This window comes from Paraburkholderia sp. USG1, assembly GCF_031570135.1.
Classification (GTDB): Bacteria; Pseudomonadota; Gammaproteobacteria; order Burkholderiales; family Burkholderiaceae; genus Paraburkholderia; species Paraburkholderia dioscoreae.
The window spans coordinates 98,441-123,057 of the sequence record NZ_JAMWXW010000017.1; the positions used below are offsets into that span (position 1 = coordinate 98,441).

Consider the following 24,617-nt stretch of genomic DNA (forward strand, 5'->3'; position numbering starts at 1 on the left):
CTGTTTGTTATTGCGGTCGGGGTGGCGTGAGGTGGTTTTCGTCGTGTGCCTCGAAAACACGCTGGGCATAGGTGTCGAGCAACGCTTCGCATTCCTTCAGCCGTGTGGCGGCTTCGGCAGCCAGGGGCGCGCCGTAGAAGTCGAGCTTCACGATCTTCTCCAGCCACGACTCGAGCTTCCTGAAATCGACGTCGTTTTCCTCAAGCTCCGCATAGGTGAAGTGGCTGTCTGCAGTCTCTTTCGCAATCTCCGCCTCGAAATCCCTGCACTTGTCGAGGAATTCGACGTACTCCTCGTTGCGATCCGCCTTGAAGCGGCCGACGACCTTTTCCTCCTGCCCCCGATCGAGGGCGACGGTCTCGAGCAGGACAGACTCGCCCGACATCCCGTCGATCTCGTTTTCGATGATCTTGAGGCGGCGGATATGGTCGTCCGTCCTGGGCAGCAGGCAGACGCCGCTTTGCAGATAGACCGCACCCATGCCCTTGAGCTTGCGCCAGAGCGCAACGCGTTTCCTGGCGGGTTCGGCGGGCACCTTGTAGGTCAGGAGTAACCAGTTCTGAGTGTTCATGCCGACGATTCTAAAGTAACCATCGTTACATTACAATAGAACGGGCAGAACGGTAACTTATCTCGAAAATTTTTGTGACATGACAATTTCCCCGGTTGTTCAGGACCATCAAAGGATGGACCATGGCGGAGAGCCGCCGTGGCAGCACGAATTACCGGAATTTGCAGCCTCCATGGCCAGCTGGTGGAACTGCTCAGCAGAAAAAAATATTTCACTTTTTTTGTTACTACGGTTACAAGCATATCCACAATGGAGTGGATCATTGCCATGCTCCGAAGCCCCTCCACGTCCATCCGGGCGGGAGGGCGGCGCCTCCTGAAATCGGCGGGAGGTCGGCATCTTCCCCACGGGGCCTTCCTGTTCTCCCATAGGCGCGGCCGGCCGTATGGCCCTGGCTATAGCCTCTGCCCGAGCGTCCAGCATCGGACGTGAAGTGGCGGCTGAGCCGCTTCGCAGAGGGCGCCACAGCAGCGGATGTCCACGGGGAGACCCTTGTGGACCAGTTCCAGCATGGGCAGGAAACGGAATATCGGGAGTTTCTGCACCTCGCAACGCGGTTGCAGAAAGACATCGAGCAATGGAAACAACAACCCGCAAGAACCTCGGCGCACCGGAGACGCCTGGAAGCGTGCGGAAGTACGCTCGCTGGCTGACTGGCTGATCGCTATTCGTCAGGTTGACTTTTTTCGATGCGCCTTCGGGCGTCATGGCAACGGCCAGCCTGGACGCATCCAACGCCGGAAATCGCCGCATGGGTGTCGAGTCTGCGCCAAGCATTCGGTGACGCGATCATCGACAAGGCTATCCAACGGGGCAAGGCTGGAGAACCCGCCTTCTTCGCCCGGGAAAACCGCCGTCAGGTCGGCACGCCGATTCCCGCGCCAACGAATTCGTGGATGATTGATCGCGCCATTCTTGATCGCCACTTCCGCCACGGATGTAATGGATCCTGTGTCGGCACCGGGCAGCGTTGCCCGACGCGGTAAGATGGCCGGCGTCTGAAGGAGAATGCCTTGTACCGCTGCGTTGCCCTGCTGCTTCTACTGTCAGCTGCGTTTCCTGCCCTGTTCAGCTCGGCGGCTGTACATACGAGTCGCTATGTCGAAGTGGAATCCTCCTGAAGTCCGACTGAAGCCTCGTCCGGCTGGCATGGTCAAGCGGCATGCTCACCGTCCGTCGTCCGCTTGGGCGGCCGTTCGCACGCACCAGCGCCTGGCTGAAATGGCGTCGATGCCTGCGGGAAGTACCGCAGGCACGTCTGGGCGGCAGCCGGCCATCCGGACGCCAGCTATCCCGCCGAAGGCCGGTCCGGACGGACAACCATTTGCGGTCTGAGGTAGCGGAAGCCACTGCAACGGGCGAGGAAATTATCTATATGCGGTGATATTACCGAGCGCCAAACACTTGATTTCAATGACGGATTCTTTAGTAACGTTTTGTGCTGAGAATACCGTCCTAGCCATCAGACGAATGACCAGAAGTGAGCGGGGACTTCGACGGAAAATACCCCACTATCGTAGTCCTCGGAAAACTCATGACCACACGCTGCTCCGCCAACGCTCCAAGTTGCGAACACCTTCATTGGTAGATGCAAATGGCTCGGATCAACCCGCAACGGACCTCCAGATACCGCCTAGCGGACATTCCGCACGATGATCCACAGCGATCTCTCCCGCGGTCGCTGCGTTCCGAGGAAACGCAATCTGTCGCGCGAAGTTAGCTGATTCGATAGTCACAACCTCAACGGCACCGGCCAGCGTTAGTCGAGAAATCGGCTAACTTCAAACTGATCGAGATCAGCATGCATTTTTCCTCCGGCGATCAATGCAGCGATTTCCTGTCCAAATACCGGCGCGAATTTGAATCCGTGTCCCGACAAACCCGCGGCAACAATCAGCCCATCGACGCGCGGATCAACTCCCACGATCGGGTTCCCATCCGGGGTATCGTCAAAAAATGACACCCTGCTGCCAACCGGCGACGCATCCGAAAGCCGGGAAAATCGCTGCGCGGCGCGTTCGCAATATCGCCGGCTCACATCGCCACCCATCTGGGGGCGATGCGCGTCAGGATCGACCGGTCCACTGTCGTCCGGAGCGAGGGAGCCGATCATATAAATGCCAGGGCTATCCGGCCGCAGGTAGAAACCGTGTTTCCTTTCGCTATACCCAGGCAGTTGCGCTTCTTCCGCCTGCGCCTCGATCCTGCAGATGGCCACGCCTTGTCTCGATGCGGTAATGGGCAGATCGGCGCCGCAAGTCGCAGCGAGAGACGCCGCCCAGGGGCCTGCAGCATTGACCAGGACGGCGGCGTCGATCCGGCCGCGATCGGTTTCCACGCCGGTTACCCGCCCATTGAGCGTGTGAATCCGGCACGCGGTGCGGTGCTCGTCGATGACCGCGCCGAACCGCTGCGCGCCCTGCGCGAAAGATTGCGCTGTTGCGCGTGCGTCGCAGTAGCCCGCATCCTGCTCGTATACGGCGCCAGCGAGACCGTCGACCTGGAGGTCGGCGATTAAAGCTCGCATCTGCGTCGGTGAGTAGAGCGCCACGCCGATACCGTCCGATTGCTGCTGATGCACCTGCACACAGGTACGTCCCCACTCGGCTTGTGTCACGCCTGTCAGAAAACCAGTACGCTGGTAGCCGCACTCGCCGTCGAACATCTCGGCCCATTGCCGGTAAATCCGCAAGCCACGCGCCGCGAGTCGAGCCAGCGCGGGGTTCGGATAGTACTGACGGACAATGCCTGGAGAATCGCCGGACGAGCCGGATGCGATTGTCCCGCGCTCCAGCAACCTTACCGTCAAACCGGCCCGCGCGAGATGCCACGCGACGCTGCTTCCGGTCGAGCCGCCACCTATCACCACGACGTCGGCTGTCTCACGCATGGCTTGCCACTCCGGCGAGCGAAAGGCCGGCCGGCAAGCATGGACTGAGCGATTCCAGCGACAGCGGTGAGAACCATGCGCGGCAGTTGCCTTGCATATGCGGTGTCGACACGCAACGCACCTCGCGCCGCAACGGCATTCCTTCATGTCCAAGCGCGCGCCACAGTTCGGAAGACAGACGGGGCATGATCGGTGCGGCAAAGTACGCGAGGCCTTTGAGCCAACCGTACGCCTCCTCTGGATTCCCAAGATCGACCTGTGGCAGGCCATCCCATGCAAGCAGCACGGCACATGCAGCGCGCGCGGAGACGGCATCGAGCCGGAACGCGTGATCCAACGCACTTGACGACGCCTCGAATCGCCCAGCCATTGAAGCCGACATGGACCACTCGCGCTGGGGACTTCGCGCCAGCGTCTCCCACGCAGCGTCGATCCGCGCTTGCATCGTGCCTGCCAGGTCGTCGTTGACGAAGCGGATAAAGTCGCCCACGTCGAAGTTGCTCGTCTGCTCCTCCGGACTTTCGCGAGCCAGAAAGCAACGTACTGCATCGCTCGACGCAGGCGTCATGTCGACGATATCGGCAGCCCAAACCACATGCAGCCTGCTAGTCGAAAACTTGGAACCCTGAAGGTTATAGAAGTAGTTCGTCAACACGTGATCGAACGGCTGACGCTCCGGCAATGCATTCATTACCGCCACCGAGCCCGCCAGCAGCAGGACGGCATTGTCGATGCCAAAGCTGACCAACGTCGTCACATCGCTGCCGCGGGCCATCGGATGAGCGTCACCGCCCTCCATCTGAGCGTAGCGCTCGCCGCACGTCAAGCCGTACTCCCACCCCGCCTCGAACAGGACTCGGGGATTGCCCCACCGGTCCGCTGGCCAGGCGACGCCCCAATCACCAGGCGCGGTCAGCCTGACCAGGCCACGCTCGCGCGCTAAAAACCGCAGCACCACTGCGATGAACTTCTCGGGCGCACCGGCGCATTGCAGCCGTCGTAGGAGTTCCGCTTCATCCGGCACGCGCAGGAAGATGTTTTCCGTCTCACGCCATTCCAGATCAGCATCGCCCATCCGCGGTCCGGGATTGAGCATCGACTCAGGGCGAAAGTGGGCACCGCAGGCCTCGCAAAAATAACCGGCCGCCGGGGCTTCGCACTGCGGGCATTGGCCTGTCAGCCATGCGCCCACGAGGTACCGGCCGGTCGCGCGGCTGTACAGCACCTTCTCGACGATGGTATCGGTATGACCGCTCGCCACAAGCATCTCGACAGCGCGCCGTGCGGTATTGGCGTGGCTAGGTGCATGCGACCCTTGCACCAGATCGAGAAAATCGTCGACTTCGATGTCGAGCGCCGCCAGATCGCGGGCAATCTGCGCGTGATAGTCACGACAGACTTCCTCCGGCGGGCGGGTCTCCTGTAGTCCCTTCCAGAGCACGTACGAGTCGAAGCCATCAACGGCGGACACGACGCGCACATGATGACCTTGACTGCGAAGATAGCGGCACAACATGTCCATCCGCAGATAAGGCCCGGCGATATGGCCGAGGTGCAGCCGGCCGTTCGGTGTCGGCGGTATGGGCATCAGAAAGAACTTCCGCGCTGAAGAGATCACAGTAGCGTCCATGTGTACATAGATTTGACAGAAAGCAGGAAGAGCGCGAGGGAATTGCCTCAGGCTTCGATCAGGCGCAACGCTTCCTCCGCGATCCCCGGCGCTAACCGGAAGCCGGCACCGCTGCCAGCGCCAGCAAAGACCGCCGGGAGGCAGGGGTCGAGCGAGACCAGCGGTTCCCCTGTCGACGTGTAGGCATCGCAAAACACCCGGCCACCGCAGCAGACATCGGCCAAATCCGGCAGATATCGACGCAAGACGGCCTCGGCTACGTTACGGTCGCGGTCGCTAATTTCGAGAGCGTGCTTACGAGGCCGGCAATCCCATTCGTCGCTGCGAAAACTAAACAACCATTGATTGCGCGCGGGCAACGGCATCAGATAGGCGTCGTCTTGTGGAAAGAACACAGCTGCAGCGTCAGGCTGCGGCGCGCGATCGACGTGCAAGGCGACGACTTTCTTGATCCGCACGTCGTGCGCGTCGGCGAATGCTTCGAAAGGCTGCTCGATGATCCAGGGCCCGACGGCAACCACGGAACGCGCGGCGTGGAGCGCACGACCGTCCGCCAGACATAGCTCCGTACCTCCTGCGGACGGCTGCATCTTTGTCACGGCAGCGCCTTCTACACAGCTTACGTTCGCCGAACGCAGACTCGCGCTGATCAGCGACCTGGCGATGAGCCCTGGATCGTGACTGATCGCCGTGCCACCGCGCAGCACAGTCTGCACGGCGTCGAGACGCACCGAAAGACCGAGCCGGCTTTCCAGTTCGGCCTGTGGGATCGAACCGCCACCTATCGAGAAGTCGACCGCAACCGTGCGCACCTCGTCACTGGATTGCGCGTCGGTAACCCAGAACACGTCCGCCCGAGTTGTGTTCAAACCCAACGGCGCCTGCACACTGCCGTAAAGGTCAGCGCTGATTGCCGCCAGCTTGCGCTCACGCGCTGAACGCCCCGTGGCGAGCAGCACGCCAGCCGAATGCGCGGTAGCTCCATCGCCTACCCTGTAGCGATCGACGAGTACGATGCGCCATCCTGGATGCCGTAGAGTCGCCAGATACAAGGTCCACGCGCCGACTATGCCGCCGCCGACGATCGCCAGGTCGTATCGGTCATTCATCATCACTCCCACCACACGGAGAAAATCTGCGCTTCGACATCGCCGCTATTTCTCGCGAAGTGGGGGTTCCACGATTCGAAAAATACCGCCTGCCCGGCACCCACGTGATGCCAGGCGTCGCCGTAAAAGACGTCGACGGTGCCCGCGGAGATGAACCAGATCTCACGGACAGCATGCTTGTCTTCCAGCGTCCCGCAACCGGGCCGTATCGTGAACCGCGAAGTGCGCAACGGCGCCCCGGCCATCGCGTCGACGAAGCTGTGCATGAACAGCTTCACGCCTTCAATATTCACGGCTTCCTGCCATTCCGGTATGACGGGAAAAGGTGCCACCACCGCGTCCGCCGATGCGACTTCCAAATGATTTTCCATAGCCATCCTTAAACAAATTCGCAGCTGACCGGGCAAGTTACGAAGCCATTCGCAGGCTGGGGCTGGCTCCTTGGCTGGAATGGCTTCGCGCATCCCAGCTCACGAAGGGCGCCGGCACTTCCACGTCGTACACGGCGCGATGGGCGACACTATTGATGATCCGCGCGCAGCGCCACGGAATCAGGCCGAGATTGGGATCGGCGATACCGCGCTGGCTGCGCGCGGCGTTTTGAACGTAAATCCGGCAATCTTGCGGGCCGTCCCATCTGATCGAGTAATCCTCGTCCACGACGAACTCGCCCTCATTCGTATCGATCCGCCCGGCGATAGGATCGAGGAAAGCCGGCATACGGTAGTCGTAACCGGTGCACAGTACGACGACGTCGGCATCGAGCGCTTCGCGAATGCCCGAATGTGCATGCTTTAATTCGAGCGCCCAACCGCCCTTGTTGCGGGTGACGTCAACCAGTTCGCGGCCGGGTTGAAGATGGAGGTCGCAAGGATGCCCAAGCACATTGCGCAATTCATACACGCGCCGATAAATCGATTCGAGCAGCGAAGGTGAAATGCCGTCGCTCGCCAGCTTCTGCTCGGCGAGCAATTGGCGCCGCTGTGTTTCGGACAGACCGTAGAAATAGTCGCTGTATTCAGGTGTATAGAGTTCGTTGGTAAAGCTCGACTCGTCGAGCGGAAAGAAATTCCAGCGGCGCGATACCCAGGCCACGCTTGCCGGCATGGCATCCGTATTGGAAATGAGATGCTGGAAAACCTCCGCGCCCGTCTGGCCCCCGCCCACCACGACCACGCGCTTGCTCTGAACCGGATTGTTATTGAGCAGATATTGCGACGCATGTAGCAACGTCGTGCCGAGCCACGGCTTGGCGCATGCCGGCACACTCGGCTGCTGGCCCGTACCGAGCACGACGTTGCGGGTGGCTTGGGTTCCACCCGAGCCCTTCACGACCAGGAGGCCGCCTTCGATGTCGACCGACTCGATGTCACTGTCGAATTGCAGGTCCGGAATCTGTTCACAAGCCCAACGATAATACTGGTTGAATTCGCGCCGCAGTACCTGCGGGAAATTCGCGTTCATGAAGCACAGCAGGCGCTTATGCTTGACCAGAAACGACAGGAACGAGAGCTCGTTAGTCGGATCGACGAGGCTCACCAGATCCTTCAGATAAGGCACCTGTAGCGCTGCCTGCGGGAGCATCAGGCCTGAATGCCACTGGAACTCGCTACGCTTGTCGAAGAATCGGCCTTTGATCTGCTGATGCGGGCGTAACAAAGCCGCGAGGCTCAAATTCGCCGGCCCTATGCCGATTCCTACCAGATCCATTACCGCATCTGACGTAAGGTGCATGGTTTAAATCCTTTTGATTGGCGGAAACAGAGCTTCGAAAAGGCGCAGAGACGCCATGTGCGGCGCGAACGCTGCGCATGCCAGCTTGCTGTGGGTACAAGAAACGCGATGTCGGCTACGCAGTCTCACGCGCGTAACGGGTGGCCAGTACCGAGGCGAGACTCCATAGAAGCGCTGCGAGCAGTGACAGGCCGATAGCCAGATAGACCGCGACACGAACCCCGCTATCCAGTGGCTGGATGGCGCTCATCAGCGCGCCGAAGATCGCAACCCCGAATGCGGACCCCGTTTGCCTGCTTGCATTGAGAACGCCTGCTGCAACGCCCGCGCGCGCCTTATCCACCGCAGCCATCAATGCGGCGGTCGCCGCTGGTGTAATCACGCCGGCACCGAAGCCGACGGCCGGGAAACAGAGTGCAATCCGCCAATAGGGGGCATCTTCGGCCAATGCAAGCAGCCCGACGAAGCCCAGTGCATAGAGCAGAAAGCCGCCGCACACGAGCTTGTGTGCACCATAAGCCCTATTCAAAGCGCCTGAAGCGAAACTGCCGACTGTCACCATCACCGTCAAGGGCAAAAACGCGAGACCGGTCCGCAACGGCGGCCAACCGCGCGCGGACTGAAAATATAGGCTCAGCAGAAAGAACAATCCGTAGAACACCAGACCCGAGATCATCGACGCAAACGCCGATGCGGAAAATGTCGGATGCCGAAAGAAGTACAGGGGCAGCATGGGTTGTCGGCGCCTGGATTCAACCAGCGCGAATGCAATCCATGCAACGATCGCGGTCGCGACGCCGGCGCGGATGACCGGCACATGCCACCCCAGCTTCGCGCCTTCGATCAGCACTGCCACCGACGCACCCAGCGCGACGATGGCGAGCACCTGCCCGGCCAGGTCCAACGGCCGGTCGGACACGGCAGGACGTGCGGACTCGATTCGCGTGGTGAGCCAGACGCCGATTAGCGCAATCGGCACGTTCACCAGGAAGATGCTCCGCCAGCCCAACAGATGAATCAGCAAGCCGCCAACGAGCGGCCCTGCCGCCATCGCGACGCCGCCGCATCCGGCCCACACGCCGATCGCACCGGCTCGCTGCTGCGCAACCGGAAACGCACTATTGATGAGTGTCAGCGAACACGGCACCAGTAATGCCGCACCTATTCCCTGTAAAATCCGTGCAGCGACAAGAATCTGCAAGTCCGGTGCGAATCCGCATAATGCCGATGCGCAAGCGAAAATCAGCAGTCCGGCCAGATAGACCGATTTTGCACCGATCCGGTCGCCCAATACTCCGCTACTCAGCAACAGGCTCGCAAATGTGAGCGTATAGGCATTGACCACCCATTGAAGACCCGTGATATCCGAGCCCAGACTCGCAGCAACGGGCTCCAATGCGACGTTGACAATGGATGTATCTAATATGACGACGACGTAGCTGAGACTGGTCGCCGTTAATACCCGCTTTTGATGTTCATTTTCATTATTCACGAGCCCAAACCCCATTTATCAATTCTCTGTTGACTATAAGCCGGTGTGAACTGAGAATGCTTCGGAGCGTATCGAAGTGTGTAGTCTAGGATTTTCGTTAGCTAAAACGCATTAATCCGGGAGGCTGAAAGATGAGTCAGCACAATATCTCAACCGTTGCACATTTGATCGCGGAGCCGGTTCGGGCTGTGATTCTGATTACGCTAGCAAACGGCAACGCCTTGTCGGCGAGTGCACTTGCCGAAGCGGCGGGCGTGACTGCGCAGACTGCGAGTTCACACCTGGCCAAGCTGCTCGACGGCGGCCTGCTGACCGTCGAAAGCAAAGGGCGGCATCGTTATTTCCAGCTCGCCGGCGCGCACATTTCGCATGCGCTCGAAAGCCTCGCGTCGATCGGCCCCGTCACTCCAGCCTGGAGAAACACCCCGAACCGCTCGGCCCGCGAACTGCGCTTCGCGCGCTGCTGCTACGACCACCTCGCGGGCCAGGTCGGCGTCGCCGTCACTCAAAGCATGCTCAGACGAGGCTTCGTCGTCGAGGCCGGCGATCGCCAGTACGCACTCACCGCTTGCGGCAACACATGGCTGCAGGAACTCGGCGTCGATGCTGCCCCGCAGACCTCGGACCATACGGGGCACGCCCGGCAGTGCCTCGACTGGACCGAGCGGCAATACCACATCGCGGGACCGCTGGGCGCCCGTCTGATGGACGCTTTTGTTGCATGGGACTGGATGCGCAAGTCGCCCGTGGCGCGCTCGGTCACGATCACGTCCAAGGGGTGGGATGCGCTGGAAAAGCACTTCGACATCCGGCGTAATATGGGTGAAGCAGCTGCGCTGCTGCCGCAAACCGACCGTCCAGTCGAGGAGCAACCTGCGTTCGCATGAGACCACCGCAGCGCGGCCGAAGTGTGGCTATGCAGCTCGTGCGCGCGCCGCGGTGGCGCTTTGTATCTCGGTGATTCGGCGCTCCAGATCTTCGCCGGTGGAACGCCACGCGGGAACGCCATCGATCAGACGCTTGTGCCATGCCATCAGATCAGGATAGGCGTCGAATGGCGCGCGCGTGCGCGGAATGTGGCTAAACGGCGCGGCCAGATCGATATCGGCCAGCGTCAACGTGTGACCCACCACGAAGGGGCGATCGCGCAGATGAGCGTCAAGCACGGCGGCATAGCGATGGATAGACTTTAGCGCATCGCCGACCAGCGCCGCGTCTTCCGGATGTCCCTGAATCTGTTTGATGAAGCGTTCTTCGATCAGTATGGAGGGGCCACGACGGAAATGCTCGGCGGCCCAGAACATCCACTTGAGGGTTTCGAAACGGGCGGCGCCATCGGGCCACAGAGCGGAGCCCGCCTTCTCGGCCAGGTAAATCATGATGGCCGAAGCCTCGAACAGCACCACATCGCCGTCGACGAAAGTGGGGATCGTCCCGTTAGGATTCAGCGCCAGGTATGCCGCAGTGCGATTTTCTCCCGCGAACAGATTGACGAAGATGAATTCCACGTCGAGCTGCAGGTGCCGTGCTACGGTCAGGACGCGTCGCGTATTGCTCGATCCCCGATCGCCATAGAGCTGCATGTTGATCCCCTTGAAAACGCGCGAGCTGGCTGCAGCCGGCGGTTAATGACCCTTGCGGTTGAACTCTTCAGATCGAGCGCCATGCCGCCGTTATCTGGTTAGCCTGGCGAACCGACTGGTAGACCGCATTGACCATAGGCGCCGCGAGATAGGAGGCGATGCCCGCAGTCCAGATACGTTCGGGCTCGCTTGCTTCGGGCAGCCAGACGCGAAGATCCGGCGATACGCGTGGCGCTGTGACAGGCAACAGAGTATCTGCCGTCAACGCGAGCGAATCGTATGTTGCATGGAAACGTGGCCTGTGAAACCCCGTCGCGCAGATGACGGCGTCGAAGCTGTCAAGTGCGCCGCTGCTCCACTGGACACGCCAAAACTCGTCCCGACGCAAGCGCTCGGGCACGGCCGGCATCACCTGCAACCGGCCATCGTTGATGTAACCCAGCAGCTTCTCTGCGGTGCCGAGTGGCATTGCAAACAGATACCGGCCGACTGCGGTGGCGCAGTTGCCGAGCGCCTGGCTCCGCGCCTCGGGCGTGCCGTCGCGCAACAGCTGCTCCGCAAGGTCCATATAACGCACCAGGATGTTCTGCCAGTCCGTCGCGCCATGCCGGGCCAACCCGGCTTCTTGTGCGAGCCGTTCCGCCGCATTTGCGGATCGGTCGATCTGACTGCGCAACGGCCGACCGGCGACAGCCTCGGTCGATCGTGCAACTTGCCGCAGCAGACGCCGATAAAGCAGTGGGCTCGATAAATCGAGCCGCGCAAATGCTGCTTCGTCGATTGCGATGGGACATTCTCGCGGTGTCGCGGTGCGTACGGCAGGCAACCGGCCCGATGGGGACGCCATCACCACGGAGTGCCCGGCGCCGCATGCGAGCAGTGCCGCGTCGACCGCCGACAGTCGGCTGCCGACGACCAGAATGCGGGACGGCATTGCCAGATATTCCATCACGCGCCGCTCGGGGTACAGACATTCGAACAACGCCGGCGCGCCGATATGCGGTCGCAGCGCCTCCGGCAGGAACGGTGCACCGCTACCCGTGCAGATCAGGACATCGCTCGCTTCAAGCGAACTACCGTCGTCGAGCAATACGCGATACCGGCCTGTGGGCTGCTTCTCGATCCTCCGCGCGGCCCTCCTTAGATGACGATGCTGGACGCCAGCGTCGCGCGCCAGCATCCGATAGTGCGCATAGCGGTCGGCAAGGTAATGTGAAACGTGAAAACGCGGAACAAACGCGTCAGGCGAAACGTCGATTGCCTGCGCGTGAAGGTAGTGCAAGAAATCGTATGAATCGTCGTCGAGCAGAGACATCGTTTCGACGGATGTATTACACAGGAGCGCGGGCTCTGTCGTGGCAAAGGCGATTCCATTGCCGACGCCACGCGGATCGACGATATCGATGCGCGAAACGCTCCGGTTCCTGACTGCGCTGACAAAGGCCGCGATTCCCGCTACGCCCGCTCCAATAATGACAACCTCGCGCTTGCCCATCGCATCGAACATAGCCTTCCTTTTGCCCGGAACGGATGATTACCTCAGTGCATAGGCGGATGATTCTTTCACGCCTGCGCTGGATCGCCGTAGGCTGAACTCGCGTCGATGCGTGTGAGTGCAGGCGTCAACAGCCGCACGCCGTACCACCCCCAATAGACACGATGGCATTGAATCAGGCCGTGCTCAATCTCCATCATCTCCATGAGATCCACCTGTTCACCCTTCGGCGCTTCGCGAGGGTATTCCCACGTCAACTGCTGACCATTTGCGAAAAATGTGCCGGTCCGATACCACTGCCCCAGGTCGCCCGGGAACTTGCGAAGACTGTCTTCGAAGAATGTCTTGATCGCGATGCGCCCACGGATCAAGCCCGACTGACGTTCAGGATAGACGGCCAGCGCAAGCGGTGTTTCGAGGAGAGCATCTGTTGCATATAGCGCGGCAGTGCCGGCCAGATCCCTCTTGCGCACTGTGTCGTGCCAAGCCTCATAAATATGGGAGATGGTGGGATCGATAGTCTGGTTCATTGCACCTCCGCATTCAGATATGTTAGCGCGCCGCACCATGTCATTCGCTGCACACCGAGTCCAACTATAACGGCACGCAGTCGGCTAATGCTTCGATACGTATCGAAGTGTGCCGGAGCCGAGTGAGCGCGAATTTCGGCTTCTGGCAAGCATGATGGGAACGCCGTTCACAGGCGATGTTCATGGCCCACGTATCACAACGCTCCATCAACGGCGCTGTACGATGATATGGCGATAGGTGGCTGGGCGGCACGGCCCAAAAAAGCGGAAGGCGATTGACGAAGTGTTGTCTTTGACCTCGACCACAACTTCATTGAGTAAAGCAACATTGGTAGTAAGAACGGGCACTGATGATGGCGATTACACTCCGGCAGTGGTGCCAAGACTTGAAGCGGATCATCGTGCTCGCACCGTGGACGAAATTCACTCCTCTTTCTCGACTTGACGGCCTGGACGCCTGGGTCACATGTTCCGGCACGGCGAGCGGTCGATAGGCATTCTGCCTCGTTCAAGTTAGGGGCTGCGGGGCGATCGTTGACGATCTAGGCCAATCGGCTGAAGGGCCGATATTGGCGACGTTGTTCGTGCGATCGTCGAGCAGTAGCGGAAAGCCCGCGTAACTTATTCCATGAATCCGGACGTCTTCGGTTGTCAGCAGAAGCCTCACAGGCCTCGCTCCCGCAATATGGCCACCGCGGCCTTGAACCCCGAACTGTAGAGGTGCATCGCGAGATCTACGGCGCCGGCACCACCGATGCGCGAGCGCGTGTCGAAGAATCGCGAACCGGCTGCCACCGGTTCGAAGTGTCGGGTGCCGACACAGACATGCCAACGCCTGGAAGTCCGCGCCTTTACGGGAACGAACGTAGTGTCGATCACCGCATATGGAGCGATTATCCGGACGACATCCCCTACGTCCAACTTCTGCAGCGCTCCAGTTCTACGTCACTCGTTCTGGTCATCATCCCTCCCGGCTACCCGCCTTTTATAAAAAGGCTACTGCTCGACCACTATGCACGCCAGCACGGAAAATAGACAAGAGGTGCAGTAACAGGTTACGGTATATAAACCAACTGCTTCGAAGACGAGGGACAGCGCAACGCACGAACGCTCATGGGTCTCCTGGGTGATTCTGCTCTGCCCACAACATCATGAATGATAGAACGCGCCGGATTGCGCACCTGGACATGGACGCATTTTACGCGTCCGTCGAGTTGCTTCGCTATCCCGAGCTGCGTGGCAAACCCGTCGTGATCGGCGGCGGACGCAATGCGACGCCGAAAATCCTGGCCGACGGTACACGCCGCTTCGCACGGCTGCGCGACTATGTCGGCCGCGGCGTCGTGACCACCTCGACCTACGAAGCAAGGGCGTTCGGCGTATTTTCTGCGATGGGCATGATGAAGGCTGCGCAACTCGCGCCTGACGCCATTCTCCTGCCTACGGATTTCGAATCGTACCGACGCTATTCCCGGCTATTCAAGGACGCAGTTGGCGCGTTCACGGATCAGATGGAGGACCGGGGCATCGACGAGATTTACATTGACCTCACCGCCGTGACGGGTGAGTCCCGCGAGCTTGGGGACCGGATCAAGGCGGCCGTACGTCAGGCGACCAGCCTCACCTGCTCTATCGCGATCGCCCCGAACAAGCTGCTCGCCAAGATCGGATCCGAACTGGACAAGCCGGACGGTCTTACCGTTCTCACGATGGCGGATCTCGAGTCGCGGATCTGGCCGCTGGCCGCGAAAAAGATCAACGGGATCGGCCCGCGCGCAACCGAGCGTCTGGCAGGGATCGGAATCGCAACCGTGGGAGAGCTCGCCGCAGCGGATCCTGGTCTGCTCCAGGAACACTTCGGGCGCACGTATGCGGAGTGGTTCGCGCGGGTCGCGCGAGGTATCGACGATCGCCCTATCGTGGTTGCGTCCGAACCAAAGTCCATGAGCCGCGAAACGACGTTTGAGCGGGACATGCATGTGAATCGGGACCGCGTGACCCTGACACCGGCACTCACGCGTCTTTGCGAGCGGGTCGCCGACGATCTTCAGCGCAAAGGGTACGGTGGCCGCACCGTGGGTCTGAAAATCAAGTTTGCCGACTTCAGGATTGTCACGCGTGACCTGTCGCTGCCCGAAGCAGTAACCGATGCTGCGGCCATCCGGCGCGCAGCGGGCGAATGTCTGAAGCGCGTGCCACTGGATCGGCGGATTCGACTTATCGGCGTGCGCATCGGTTCGCTCGAGCGAACATCGGACAGCACATCCGCAGTGTCGCCAGCGCAGCACGAATTGCCTTTTGATCGCTAACGTTGGCCCCTTTAAACGACACCCTGTTTGCCGGCTTATCTCAGGACGGGGCGCATATCCGCCCGGTTGGACAGGTGGGCGTGAAGTATGTGATAGCGCTGAAATCTGGCGAATCACGCTCTGATCGCTGGAGGCTAGTCAGAGGCGCATGGCCAGCACATAAACTGGGACGAGACGGGCGCACTGCACGGGAGGGACGGGCTCACCCACCGCGTCTCCTTTGTCGATCACTATGCTTGCGGACATTGTCGGCCAATTCGGAGATGATCTCGGTGGCCGCGCCAATGATCTGGCTGAAATCGAATCCCGCCCGCGTCATCTCCCGATAGAACGATTTCGCAAGAATCTTTGATACCTGACCGGGGTTTTCTATCGATTGTGTGACAATATCCCCGATCGTCTGGTCGGTCGACTGTCTCAAAGCTATCTGAGCGAACGGAGAGACACTGAGTTTCTGCAGACGGTCCGCCTCGACCACCTTTCCGATGAATATGCTGAGTATGCGCAGTACGTTCAGGTCGTGGTTAGTGAACTGCGGCCGGCCTTGGGGGCCGGAAACTTGCACAAAGCCGGCAAACTTGCCGCGTAGCGTAAGAACGGAAAACATCCTGTGTCGGGACTCGCAATATTCGACGATCGCCGTCTTCGCCGAAGCATGGATTTCGCCGAAAGACGCGACGTGCCCAGCGCAGACCTCAGCGATCCGCTCATCGGCAGAAGTTGACACGATGCATTGCTTCGCACCAAGCGCCTCGGCGACCAGCAGCTCTGCTTCCTCCGGCACAAATATCGCTGACTGTAGGACCGTGCTCCCGGCTGTCCGCGTCTCGCGTTCTTCACGTCTGTGCTCCGAACTCTTCATGTGCGTTTCTCCCGGCGAACGACGATCTTACTTCACAGGCCGCGCCCGCGCATCCCATGCTCTCGAACCGGATCGCGCGAATGATCCTGCGGCGAATATAGCTTCGGGAGAGCGATCGGCGTTAAAGCCCAAGGGGGACGAGTAGCAGTCGGGCACCTCCGCCCTGTGCGATCTCGACGGTTTCGGGATTGTCGCCCAGGAAACTCCGCTCACTCACGGCGGGACGTCGGGCAGGAATACGGTTCGGCTGAACCGATCCGCAGGCCAACGGTATCCGCCATTGTGACGAAGCAATCTGACAAGGAGCTCGGTGATCGGGCCCGACAACCCAGGGTCAGGATCGCGCGCAGAAAAGAAAGGGGCCCCGGCGCCGTCAGGAGACGGGCACCGCCCTGTACACCCGGCTCCCTTATGCACCGCGACACGTCGTTGGTCGCTCGAGGCCGTGAGCTATCAGGCTTGGCTCCAGACCGCAGCACCACCCGAGGATGGTTGCCACGCGAACGACGCACCGGGGGAGACGCCACCGGACGCACGGCAGCGGTATGCACTGGAACTCGTACACAACGTCCTGCTCAACACCTGATACTGCATACTCGCATGGATCTGGCATCACGTCACGGTCGCCTACGACGACGGAAAAAATCCAGAAACGTGTACCATGAGCATGGTGATTCCTGTGAGTCGTCCCGGGCGAAGGCCTATGTGTTGGCGCATGCAGCGTCGCTACGAGCAACAACGCAATGCAGGCAGTACCTGCGACTGTGCATTCGGTGAACTCCATAGATACCCGGTCTGGACAATTCGAAAGGGCCGCACTCGATCATGCCTGAGGGGCACCCTTAAAGTAACGCCGAATTTTTATCAGGAATATCTCTCCGCATACCAGGGCGCAGTCTGTTTGTGGCGTGTTCAGCGCATCGTGCGAGCGCGGAAGGTTCCCCCCCATTGATGGACACGAGGTCACACACACGGTAGATTGCCATCTCTCGGCGGCCCCGCTTGCGCACGCATAGAACACACGCGGAACCCGTACCTCCCGGAGAGCTTCTAAGCACTTCCCAAAGTGGCCCTCCATAGTAGAGCCTGACGGTATTTCCAGTGTTCATCGTCACAGTCACCACAAATGGTTCAAACAGACAGGACCCGTACGTCATGCGGGTAGCAAGTTCACGACCTCCACACTGACCACACCACCATCACGAGCATCAATGCAGCCAGGCCAGTGTTTACGATCCGGCTCAATACAGGATTCGTAAAAAAATGACGCAGGTTACTCCCGGTTGCAAGCCAGAGAAAATCAAAGACCACGATCACGGCCATGCAGATTGCGGCTTTGATCAACACGTCCCACTGGTCCGAAATCCCTAGCGCAAACCCGCCGAAGAGCGCGGCAAATACCGCGTAAGCCTTGACATTGGTAATCCCAAGAATGAACCCAGACAGAAAACCCGGCGAAGCAACTTCCTCGGGGTCTGAGTGCGGTGGTGCTGACGCGATCTTTACCGCGAGGTACAGGATGTAAGCTACCGACACGGCAAACAGAACCGACGAAACGACCGGAACAGCGCGCAGCGCCACAAAGACCCCACCTGCGACCAGCGCGATGGCTGGAATCAGGCCCACCACGATTCCGAAATAGAACTTCAACGAACGCCGTAACCCAAATGACGCTCCACTGGCAGCGAGCGCGACCGTAGCGGGGCCAGGGCTTGCAAGCAGAGCGATGGAAGCGAGCGAAAAGGAAAGGACCGGCTTCAGGTCCGTGGCGGCCGTCAACAACATATCACCTCGATATATTCAAATAACCAGTACACGACACATCAACGGGGCGGCAGTCCATGTTCGTGGCAGTAGTAGATCGTGTCAAACCGACCCAGGAAATCGGCGACCTCCGGTGCGATTGCTGTTGCCTCGCTACCATGCAGCACCTTCGCGATCCGTTCGGCTATCCATTCCATCTCGGCTACCCCCATCCCCCGACGGGTGACTTCCACGGTGCCCAGCCTGATCCCGGTCTCAACCCCGCCCGTCTCGACGGAGTCCCAGGGCAAAGGCATTTCGTTACAGATAATGTTTGCAGCCTCAAGTCGGCGTACGGCCGTGCGGCCGCTCCCAGCAGGTCTGGAATCGACAACGATCTGGTGTGTCTGCGTATAACCGCGCTCCGCATAGAGAACGTTAATACCCCGGTCGTGAAGGAACTCCGCCAGCGCCTGGGCGTTCGCGACAACCTGACGCATGTAAACTGGTCCGTACTCGAGCATTTCCGACGCCGCCACAGCGAGGGCAGCGACGCGATTGATCTGGTGGCTACCCGTAAGAACAGGAAAAATCGTTTCGGCAATCGTGTCAGCGAGGCGGTCGGTATTCCAGCAGATGATGCCACCCTGGGGACCACTAAACGTCTTGCCCGATGAACCCGTCATGACATCGGCACCTTCGCCGAGTGGATCCTGGAACAGCCCAGCCGAGATCAGGCCGAGCTGGTGCGCGCCGTCGAAATATACGAGCCCGCCCCATTCAGATACGATGGCCTTGATCTCCCGGATCGGCAGTGGAAACAGCGTGAGCGTCATCCCGAGCCCGGTTACCGCGGGTCGCTCCTTACGCGCTATCGTCGCAAACTCGTCGAGGTTGATGCTCCCATCCTTCACCGAATAAGGAATGTCGATCACTCTCGTCCCGCGCACGCCCGGCGGACCGTTGGTCCGATTGCTGGTGTCGCCGCCCATCTGCAGTGGTGCGGTCATCACCCTATCTCCAGGTTGAGTCAATGCGGTGTAGGCGACAAGCGTGGCCGCCATGCCACCCATCAACCGGTGGTCAGCATAGCGCACGCGAAACGCCTTCTTGAGAAGTTCGACGCATAGCGACTCCAGTTCGTCGATGAACCGCATACCGGCGAAAAACCGGTTGTCCCTGCCGATATGTCCACCGGACGCACGGGTTCCTGCACGACTTGGTCAAGGTGATTCTTGAGTTTCGATTCGCCAAATGAGGTGGCCATTGCAGATCCTTTCGCGTTCGGGAAGCGTCTAATTCTGGGGACTCGTATGCCCGCCTTTATCGTGTGGGCAAAGAGATGGTATCTGGCGAGACCGGGACCGCTCCATAGCGTTTGTAAAGTGATATATTGAAAAATCGCTCATCATGTAAGGCCCGTCGTGTGAAAATCCTTCGATCCGCCAGGCTGCTCTTCGACGATATCGATCGTCATCTGATCAGCAGGCTTCACAACGACTCACGCACTTCCATACGAACGCTGGCAGCGGAGGTCGGACTCTCGGCTCCGAGCTGCAGCGAACGCCTGAAGCGACTCGAAGACTGCGGCGTCATCCGGCGGTTCACCATCGACTTTGACGCCGCGCCGTTGGGCTATACGATCCAGGCGATCGTGCGGGTGAAGTCCCTCACAGGCCAGTTCACCCTGGTTGAAAGACTGATCAAGGAAATCCCCGAATGTGTGACCTGCTACAAGGTCACCGGCGACGACGATTTTGTCTGCCACCTCTATCTGCGCTCGGTTGCCCATCTCGACGAGGTTCTCAAACGTCTGCATGGAAAAGCCGACACGCATACTTCCATCGTGAAGACTGCCCCGCTGGACAGACGACTGCCTCCGCTATAGCGCGGCGCGCCACCAGGAAAGCAACCGTTCCCCCTTGTGCCCGGCTTCTGCACGAGGCACGACGGCCTATGCCGGGGCGCTCGTGCGACCCGCCACGGCCCGTATCGGTTGCGTCGGCGTTGCACTGATGCGCGCGAGAAAGGCGGACAGCGGGCGACGTCCCCCTGCTGTTCCGGCGCCACGCCGCTGTTCGGGGTGACCCGTGAGCCTCCCAGGAAGCCGCTCCCGCGTAGCCATCACATCCCTGCGGCGGCCGCGCTGCCCGGTCGCACGCCGATCGGAGAGCTCCACGTGGGCAAGCGGATTGAGATGCCGGGTTTCCGCAAGGTGATCAGGAGACAGATGTGCATACCGCATCGTCATCGTGAGGCTATGATGTCCCAGCGCGCGCTGCAGGGAGAGGATATTGCCGCCGTTCATCATGAAATGGCTCGCGAAGGTATGCCGCAGCACGTGCGTGAGCTGCCCCTTCGGCAGCACAATCTTCGCGCGCTGCAGCCCCTCGCGGAACGCTGACCATGCCGTGCCGAATATGCGCTCGCCTTCACCGTGGGTCCTGAAGTGCGCGTGAAGGCCTTTCGCGAGTGACTTGCTGATCGGGACTGCACGCGCCTTGCTTGACTTGGTCTTGACGAACTGGATCACGCCGTTGCGTACCTGGGAGATACGCAGTCCCTCGGCCTCGCCCCACCTCGCCCCGGTGGCGAGGCACACCATGGAGACCAGCGTGACATGCACGTTCCGGCCCCTGGGCAACTCGTCGAGCAGGGTCCGCACCTGCGGCAGTGTGAGGAAAGTGAGCTCGTTTTCCTGAATCTTGAACGCCCGCAGATCCTCCAGCGGGTTCGCACGCTTCCATTGCTTGAGCCGCTTCAGCTCATTGAACACGGCGCGCATGTACGCCTGTTCGCGGTTCATGTTGTTCGCTGTAATCCCGGCGGCGAGTCGCTGAGCCCGATACTCCGCAAACATGTCTGCGGTGAACCGGTCGGCGCGCGGATTGCCCATTGCCTCGCACATCGCGAGCAGCCGCCGCTTCGTGTCTTCGCCGGAGTTCAGACCTGATCCGTGCAGCCGGTACCATAGCTCGACGAGTTCCGACAGCAGGCGTGCGTCCTTGCGTGCCGGCACCCACTCGGGTGTCTCCTGGACCTTGGCCTGCACGTGCCGCTTCCAGGCCTCTGCGTCAGCCTTCTTCGCAAACGTCTTTTTCAGCCGCTTTGCGCCCCGTCCCCCAGGCTGCACATTGACCTGCCAGCCGGATTTGACCTGTTTGATCGTCATCTCGACACTCCCATTCCCTCACCGGCCGGATGACGATGCCCCTAGGCTCAGGGACTATCGCTTTCGATTGCCTGGCATCCGGCCTGCAGGCACATAAAAGAGATCCCACACGTCCTGGTGAGCGGTTCGGGCATCCACCCCCAGTACTGCGCTTTGTGCTCCTGGCGCAACCGCTTCGGTGCGTCGTCTGCCGCCCGGGCGGTCCTTTCCGGCGATCCGCCGGCCTCGCACCGCGCGCTCCCCTTCCCGACGCTCCCATAGCTGCTGCAGTCCGGCATATTCCGGCGTGCCCGCCAGCCGGTACGCGACTTCCGCGAGCGGGCTGTCGTGCCAGTGCGCGAGCGGCCGGGTTCTCTCTGCCGCATACAGGCGCTCCGCGTCGTCCTCCGCATTGACCCGCCCTTCGCGGAACAGCCGGTCCGCCAGCTCGATCGACGCGTGAAAATACGCTGACGACTCAGGCGAATCCACGTGCAGGCGTTCGGGGAAGGTCTGCGCGGTGGCGGGTGCAGTATGCCCATTGGTGGCGTCCGTGATGCCCGTCGCGAGCCAGAACGCGTATGACGGGAACAGCCTCGCCAGCGCCTGCAGCATGTCCGATGTCACCTTCTGCTCGCGTGCATAGACCTTGCGCCATCGTCGCGACAGGACGCCCGTGCGCTCGGCAAGCCGCTCCCAGAATCCATGACCGCCCAACAGGGGCCGCCCCGGCTCCTCCTCGTCGTAACTGACACGCGCATCGTCACCAGACTGCTCCCGAAGCAGCAGGATCACACGGTCTTCCAAGGTAGTTGACACGATTCCATTCTCTCCAGTATAACATCCCAAAACGACCATTTATCCTTTTTGGGGATAAAAGTCCTTTGGGGGACTGATGTACTCCGGAGAGTATTATGGACCAGTCTTCCCTACCCGCCGTGGCGGCATTGCCGGTCTACGCCTCGCCGCTGGTCACCCGCGAACGTTTCGCCGAGCTGGTGGGCCTGCCCATCGGCGTGGTCATCGGTTTTGCTAACCGCGGTTACATTCCGACCGTGTCGATCGGGAAATACAGCCTCGTCAATCTCGAACTCCTGCGCAAGCGATGTCTTGAGCGCGAGTTCCCCGATTGATTCCTCTCAGAGCCGGGAATGTGCCAGGTCGTACTCCACCCGGAGACGGGTGCGCCAGCAACCACATGCGCCCGCAGCACAGCGCGGACGCCTTCGACCACGGCTACCTGGTGGGTCCATCGGTGCGATCGCGATCCGGCCGGAGGGCATCCGTCGGCCGCCGGGATCGCAGTAGCGGCGGGCACTCGACCGGCGTGCGATCGACAAACCCACATTCTTGCAGCAGCAAGCAGAAGGCTGCGGGCGCGATGGCCACGTTGCGGCCCGTGCGCACCTGCGCCATTGCCTGCAGAATCTCGCCAAAGTCGGCCAGTAGCCGCCACCCGTCGTCGAACACTTCCAGCCTTGGAGCCAGCACATGGTCGAGCCGGTACCAGCGCACCGCCATTTCGCCATACGTACCGGCGCCCGAGGCCGGTACGGTCCCAAAGCACACCTCGTCCACAAACGGCGTCTCCCGAAGCGTGACTTCGGCATACCAGGCCCGCTTCAGGTGCACGAAATATCGGGAAGATACTTTCTGAGGGTTCACGGTGTCCTCCGTCTACATCCCCCGGGATCCAGTTATTAATATGGATTCCTAATTATACAATCGGCTTCGAATGGCGGTTCGATTACTTAACGTTGACCTGCTTTTATCGCACAGCCCGGCAGGCCACTCTTCTCGTCATTGACCTGCTTTCCGTTTATGGTGTCCGCTCCAGACGCGATCCACCTCCTAAAGTTAGGAGGGCAAAAGGCGCCGCAGGACCGCGTTGCGTTGTCAACATATTGGTAAAATTGTGCGACCGGGAAACGCTGAAACCGCACGTCAGAGGCGCATTCTGGCGCGACTTACTCCGGTGAACCGATACGCATGATTCAGCCCGGTGGGAAAAATCCACAAAGGAGCAACGAATGGCGACTTATCGAGAACTCAAGGCAAAGGCTGAAAAACTGCTGGCCCAAGCCGAAGAAGCCCGGCTTGCCGAACTGCATACGGTCCTCGAGCAGGTGCAGGCCCTTGTCCAGGAATATGGACTGACGCCCGAACAGATCTTTGGGCGAAAGCGCACCCCGCTGAACGGCAGCGCCGCGCAGATACCGACCCCGAAATACCAGAACCCGAAGACAGGCCAGACGTGGAGCGGCCGCGGTCGCGCGCCCTTGTGGGTCAAGGGCAAGAATCGCGAGCGGTTTCTGATTCAGGCGTAGGCGCAACTGTCGCATTGCCGCTGGCGCCGGTCGATACCCCCGCACCTGGCACATGCGCGTCAAACCGGTTCGTGGCCGCATTCCGGACCGCTACGCACCGCGACATCAATCGGTCCCGCTTCCGGCAAGTTCACCCCGTGTGCTGCCGCACCCCGCAGCGACGCCATGCGGTCAACGCGCGGCCATCGCCTCCATCTTCAGGCAGCCTTAACGTCGTGTGTGGTCGTCGGTCGGGAAAGCATTGTCGCCGGACGACATAACGGAGACCCTGCGTGGATCAACTGGACATCTTTGCCAACAGCCGGGACGTCGCACTGCTCAACGATGCACTCATCGCCCTGCAGCGATATGACGATGCCGGTACACGTCGGGTGATGCAGGTACTGGCCGCCGAATTTCCCTGTGACCACCACCTGCCGGTCCTCGAGCTTCTTGTGAACGCAATCGGTGACGATGCCGGTACTGCACCCATTTGCAGCTACGTCGCCGCCATGGAGACTGCCACGCTGCTGACGGTACACGTCCGGGCTGCTGCAATTCAACTACTTGGCCATCGCGATGCCAAGGCGTGGCTGCCGGTGTTATGGAGACGGCTTGCGCACCGGTGTGCAATGCTGGCGTACAGCCCCCGGTATGCCGATTGCCACTCCGCAGCATTCTTGCTGGAGGCTGGCGACTGGGACGCCGCAAGGCGGAAAGTCAGCGCGACCGCATCGTGGCGACGCCTCCCGGCTCCCCTTGCATGGATGACCGAGGCGACCTGGCACATCGAAGGGATGGAGGCCGCATGGCCCATGCTGGCCGAACTCGCGTGGCTCTCGCCCTCCCGCTTTGACACACTCGCCGGCCGCCTCGCGGATTCCTCCCTCGACGCGCTGCTTCTTGCTTTCAACGCGAACTTCGAAGCTAATGGCGACGGCTCTGACCTTGCATGGTTTCCCGTATGGGCATTGATCGAGAAAACCGGCCTTGCGCGATGGCTCGCCCACGCCCAGCCGTCGCGCCAGCTCGCACCCGAACGTGCGATGCGGCTGGTCCTTGATCTTCTGATCCTCGAAAGGGACGGCCGGCAACGGGAATTGCTCGCACGCCGACGGGAACTGCAGGAATTGTCACCCGCCGTCTACAGGGCGTACATGCGCACGCGCTGACGCAGCCGGATATGTCCATTCCAGCCACCCGGCCTACCGG

Annotated in this window: 23 protein-coding genes; 6 read left to right on the forward strand and 17 right to left on the reverse strand. The window is 60.6% G+C overall.

Features of this window, described 5'->3' with window-relative positions:
- Positions 1–7: 7 nt before the first annotated feature.
- The 8 genes from NE850_RS22580 to NE850_RS22615 all read right to left on the reverse strand — a co-directional run bounded on the left by NE850_RS22580 (position 8) and on the right by NE850_RS22615 (position 9,426).
- Positions 8–571, reverse strand: coding sequence for a Chromate resistance protein ChrB (locus NE850_RS22580; protein WP_012431357.1), 564 nt, complete (start codon positions 569–571; stop codon positions 8–10).
- Positions 568–834, reverse strand: a complete 267-nt coding sequence (locus NE850_RS22585; RefSeq protein ID WP_134163151.1) for a hypothetical protein — start codon at positions 832–834, stop codon at positions 568–570. Before NE850_RS22585 ends, NE850_RS22580 begins: the two co-directional genes overlap by 4 nt.
- Positions 835–2,330: 1,496 nt before the next feature.
- Positions 2,331–3,461: an FAD-binding oxidoreductase gene (locus NE850_RS22590; protein ID WP_012431356.1), complete on the reverse strand. Its 1,131-nt coding sequence runs from the start codon at positions 3,459–3,461 to the stop codon at positions 2,331–2,333.
- Positions 3,454–5,091 carry a methionine--tRNA ligase gene (locus NE850_RS22595; RefSeq protein WP_083772027.1) on the reverse strand — a complete coding sequence of 546 codons (1,638 nt, stop codon included), beginning with the start codon at positions 5,089–5,091 and terminating at the stop codon, positions 3,454–3,456. The genes NE850_RS22590 and NE850_RS22595 overlap by 8 nt, the downstream gene beginning before the upstream one ends.
- Positions 5,092–5,138: 47 nt before the next feature.
- Positions 5,139–6,203: an FAD-binding oxidoreductase gene (locus NE850_RS22600; protein ID WP_106352135.1), complete on the reverse strand. Its 1,065-nt coding sequence runs from the start codon at positions 6,201–6,203 to the stop codon at positions 5,139–5,141.
- Entirely contained in the window at positions 6,203–6,571 is a 369-nt protein-coding gene (locus NE850_RS22605) for a cupin domain-containing protein (protein ID WP_012431353.1), read from the reverse strand. Before NE850_RS22605 ends, NE850_RS22600 begins: the two co-directional genes overlap by 1 nt.
- A gap of 37 nt (positions 6,572–6,608) precedes the next feature.
- Positions 6,609–7,934: a lysine N(6)-hydroxylase/L-ornithine N(5)-oxygenase family protein gene (locus NE850_RS22610; protein WP_012431352.1), complete on the reverse strand. Its 1,326-nt coding sequence runs from the start codon at positions 7,932–7,934 to the stop codon at positions 6,609–6,611.
- A gap of 115 nt (positions 7,935–8,049) precedes the next feature.
- Entirely contained in the window at positions 8,050–9,426 is a 1,377-nt protein-coding gene (locus NE850_RS22615; RefSeq protein ID WP_202945180.1) for an MFS transporter, read from the reverse strand.
- A 131-nt stretch (positions 9,427–9,557) separates the two neighbouring features.
- On the opposite strand from NE850_RS22615, the gene NE850_RS22620 reads away from it, so the two are divergent.
- Positions 9,558–10,313: a helix-turn-helix transcriptional regulator gene (locus NE850_RS22620; protein ID WP_012431350.1), complete on the forward strand. Its 756-nt coding sequence runs from the start codon at positions 9,558–9,560 to the stop codon at positions 10,311–10,313.
- 27 nt (positions 10,314–10,340) lie between these two features.
- On the opposite strand, the gene NE850_RS22625 is transcribed toward NE850_RS22620, so the two are convergent.
- From NE850_RS22625 to NE850_RS22635, 3 genes are all read right to left on the reverse strand, one after another.
- Complete coding sequence (locus tag NE850_RS22625; RefSeq protein ID WP_012431349.1) at positions 10,341–11,009, reverse strand: glutathione S-transferase family protein; 669 nt, start codon at positions 11,007–11,009, stop codon at positions 10,341–10,343.
- A 67-nt stretch (positions 11,010–11,076) separates the two neighbouring features.
- A complete protein-coding gene (locus NE850_RS22630; RefSeq protein WP_012431348.1) occupies positions 11,077–12,516 on the reverse strand; it encodes an FAD/NAD(P)-binding protein in 1,440 nt (479 codons plus the stop codon).
- A 56-nt stretch (positions 12,517–12,572) separates the two neighbouring features.
- Complete coding sequence (locus tag NE850_RS22635) at positions 12,573–13,034, reverse strand: nuclear transport factor 2 family protein (RefSeq protein WP_012431347.1); 462 nt, start codon at positions 13,032–13,034, stop codon at positions 12,573–12,575.
- A gap of 1,151 nt (positions 13,035–14,185) precedes the next feature.
- Between NE850_RS22635 and dinB the strand changes: the two genes are divergently transcribed.
- Positions 14,186–15,343: a DNA polymerase IV gene (dinB, locus tag NE850_RS22640; protein ID WP_012431346.1), complete on the forward strand. Its 1,158-nt coding sequence runs from the start codon at positions 14,186–14,188 to the stop codon at positions 15,341–15,343.
- A gap of 202 nt (positions 15,344–15,545) precedes the next feature.
- On the opposite strand, the gene NE850_RS22645 is transcribed toward dinB, so the two are convergent.
- The 3 genes from NE850_RS22645 to glyA form a co-directional block, all read right to left on the reverse strand.
- The gene (locus tag NE850_RS22645; protein ID WP_012431345.1) at positions 15,546–16,205 is read right to left on the reverse strand and encodes a hypothetical protein; all 660 of its coding nucleotides are present in this window, start codon (positions 16,203–16,205) and stop codon (positions 15,546–15,548) included.
- A 1,170-nt stretch (positions 16,206–17,375) separates the two neighbouring features.
- A complete protein-coding gene (locus NE850_RS22650) occupies positions 17,376–17,990 on the reverse strand; it encodes a LysE family translocator (RefSeq protein WP_012431344.1) in 615 nt (204 codons plus the stop codon).
- A 38-nt stretch (positions 17,991–18,028) separates the two neighbouring features.
- Positions 18,029–19,135, reverse strand: a complete 1,107-nt coding sequence (gene glyA, locus NE850_RS22655) for a serine hydroxymethyltransferase (protein WP_223274391.1) — start codon at positions 19,133–19,135, stop codon at positions 18,029–18,031.
- Between the two features lie 239 nt (positions 19,136–19,374).
- Here glyA and NE850_RS22660 point away from each other — a divergent pair, with 239 nt between their 5' ends.
- On the forward strand, positions 19,375–19,836 hold the full coding sequence (locus NE850_RS22660; protein ID WP_012431342.1) for an Lrp/AsnC family transcriptional regulator: 462 nt from the start codon (positions 19,375–19,377) through the stop codon (positions 19,834–19,836).
- A 66-nt stretch (positions 19,837–19,902) separates the two neighbouring features.
- On the opposite strand, the gene NE850_RS22665 is transcribed toward NE850_RS22660, so the two are convergent.
- Positions 19,903–21,120 carry a tyrosine-type recombinase/integrase gene (locus NE850_RS22665; protein ID WP_012431341.1) on the reverse strand — a complete coding sequence of 406 codons (1,218 nt, stop codon included), beginning with the start codon at positions 21,118–21,120 and terminating at the stop codon, positions 19,903–19,905.
- A 54-nt stretch (positions 21,121–21,174) separates the two neighbouring features.
- Positions 21,175–21,918 carry a hypothetical protein gene (locus tag NE850_RS22670; protein WP_039364547.1) on the reverse strand — a complete coding sequence of 248 codons (744 nt, stop codon included), beginning with the start codon at positions 21,916–21,918 and terminating at the stop codon, positions 21,175–21,177.
- Between the two features lie 95 nt (positions 21,919–22,013).
- On the opposite strand from NE850_RS22670, the gene NE850_RS22675 reads away from it, so the two are divergent.
- Positions 22,014–22,232 carry a hypothetical protein gene (locus tag NE850_RS22675; RefSeq protein WP_012431339.1) on the forward strand — a complete coding sequence of 73 codons (219 nt, stop codon included), beginning with the start codon at positions 22,014–22,016 and terminating at the stop codon, positions 22,230–22,232.
- Between the two features lie 103 nt (positions 22,233–22,335).
- Here the strand turns inward: NE850_RS22675 and NE850_RS22680 are convergent, their stop codons facing one another.
- A complete protein-coding gene (locus NE850_RS22680) occupies positions 22,336–22,764 on the reverse strand; it encodes a hypothetical protein (protein WP_012431338.1) in 429 nt (142 codons plus the stop codon).
- Positions 22,765–23,129: 365 nt separating this feature from the next.
- Between NE850_RS22680 and NE850_RS22685 the strand changes: the two genes are divergently transcribed.
- Together NE850_RS22685 and NE850_RS22690 are read left to right on the forward strand one after the other, a co-directional pair.
- A complete protein-coding gene (locus NE850_RS22685; RefSeq protein ID WP_012431337.1) occupies positions 23,130–23,426 on the forward strand; it encodes an H-NS family nucleoid-associated regulatory protein in 297 nt (98 codons plus the stop codon).
- Positions 23,427–23,698: 272 nt separating this feature from the next.
- On the forward strand, positions 23,699–24,577 hold the full coding sequence (locus tag NE850_RS22690) for a hypothetical protein (RefSeq protein WP_012431336.1): 879 nt from the start codon (positions 23,699–23,701) through the stop codon (positions 24,575–24,577).
- Positions 24,578–24,617: the final 40 nt, after the last annotated feature.

Bases quoted from the DNA above. Each gene is read 5' to 3' on its own strand.
- NE850_RS22595 (WP_083772027.1), bottom strand. From the start codon at position 5,091: ATGGACGCTACTGTGATCTCTTCAGCGCGGAAGTTCTTTCTGATGCCC.
- NE850_RS22610 (WP_012431352.1), bottom strand. From the start codon at position 7,934: ATGCACCTTACGTCAGATGCGGTAATGGATCTGGTAGGAATCGGCATA.
- NE850_RS22605 (WP_012431353.1), bottom strand. From the start codon at position 6,571: ATGGAAAATCATTTGGAAGTCGCATCGGCGGACGCGGTGGTGGCACCT.
- NE850_RS22630 (WP_012431348.1), bottom strand. From the start codon at position 12,516: ATGTTCGATGCGATGGGCAAGCGCGAGGTTGTCATTATTGGAGCGGGC.
- NE850_RS22635 (WP_012431347.1), bottom strand. From the start codon at position 13,034: ATGAACCAGACTATCGATCCCACCATCTCCCATATTTATGAGGCTTGG.
- NE850_RS22685 (WP_012431337.1), top strand. From the start codon at position 23,130: ATGGCGACTTATCGAGAACTCAAGGCAAAGGCTGAAAAACTGCTGGCC.
- NE850_RS22580 (WP_012431357.1), bottom strand. From the start codon at position 571: ATGAACACTCAGAACTGGTTACTCCTGACCTACAAGGTGCCCGCCGAA.
- NE850_RS22665 (WP_012431341.1), bottom strand. From the start codon at position 21,120: ATGACGATCAAACAGGTCAAATCCGGCTGGCAGGTCAATGTGCAGCCT.
- NE850_RS22625 (WP_012431349.1), bottom strand. From the start codon at position 11,009: ATGCAGCTCTATGGCGATCGGGGATCGAGCAATACGCGACGCGTCCTG.
- NE850_RS22585 (WP_134163151.1), bottom strand. From the start codon at position 834: ATGATCCACTCCATTGTGGATATGCTTGTAACCGTAGTAACAAAAAAA.
- NE850_RS22650 (WP_012431344.1), bottom strand. From the start codon at position 17,990: ATGTTGTTGACGGCCGCCACGGACCTGAAGCCGGTCCTTTCCTTTTCG.
- NE850_RS22645 (WP_012431345.1), bottom strand. From the start codon at position 16,205: ATGAAGAGTTCGGAGCACAGACGTGAAGAACGCGAGACGCGGACAGCC.
- NE850_RS22675 (WP_012431339.1), top strand. From the start codon at position 22,014: ATGGACCAGTCTTCCCTACCCGCCGTGGCGGCATTGCCGGTCTACGCC.
- NE850_RS22620 (WP_012431350.1), top strand. From the start codon at position 9,558: ATGAGTCAGCACAATATCTCAACCGTTGCACATTTGATCGCGGAGCCG.
- NE850_RS22590 (WP_012431356.1), bottom strand. From the start codon at position 3,461: ATGCGTGAGACAGCCGACGTCGTGGTGATAGGTGGCGGCTCGACCGGA.
- dinB (WP_012431346.1), top strand. From the start codon at position 14,186: ATGAATGATAGAACGCGCCGGATTGCGCACCTGGACATGGACGCATTT.
- NE850_RS22600 (WP_106352135.1), bottom strand. From the start codon at position 6,203: ATGATGAATGACCGATACGACCTGGCGATCGTCGGCGGCGGCATAGTC.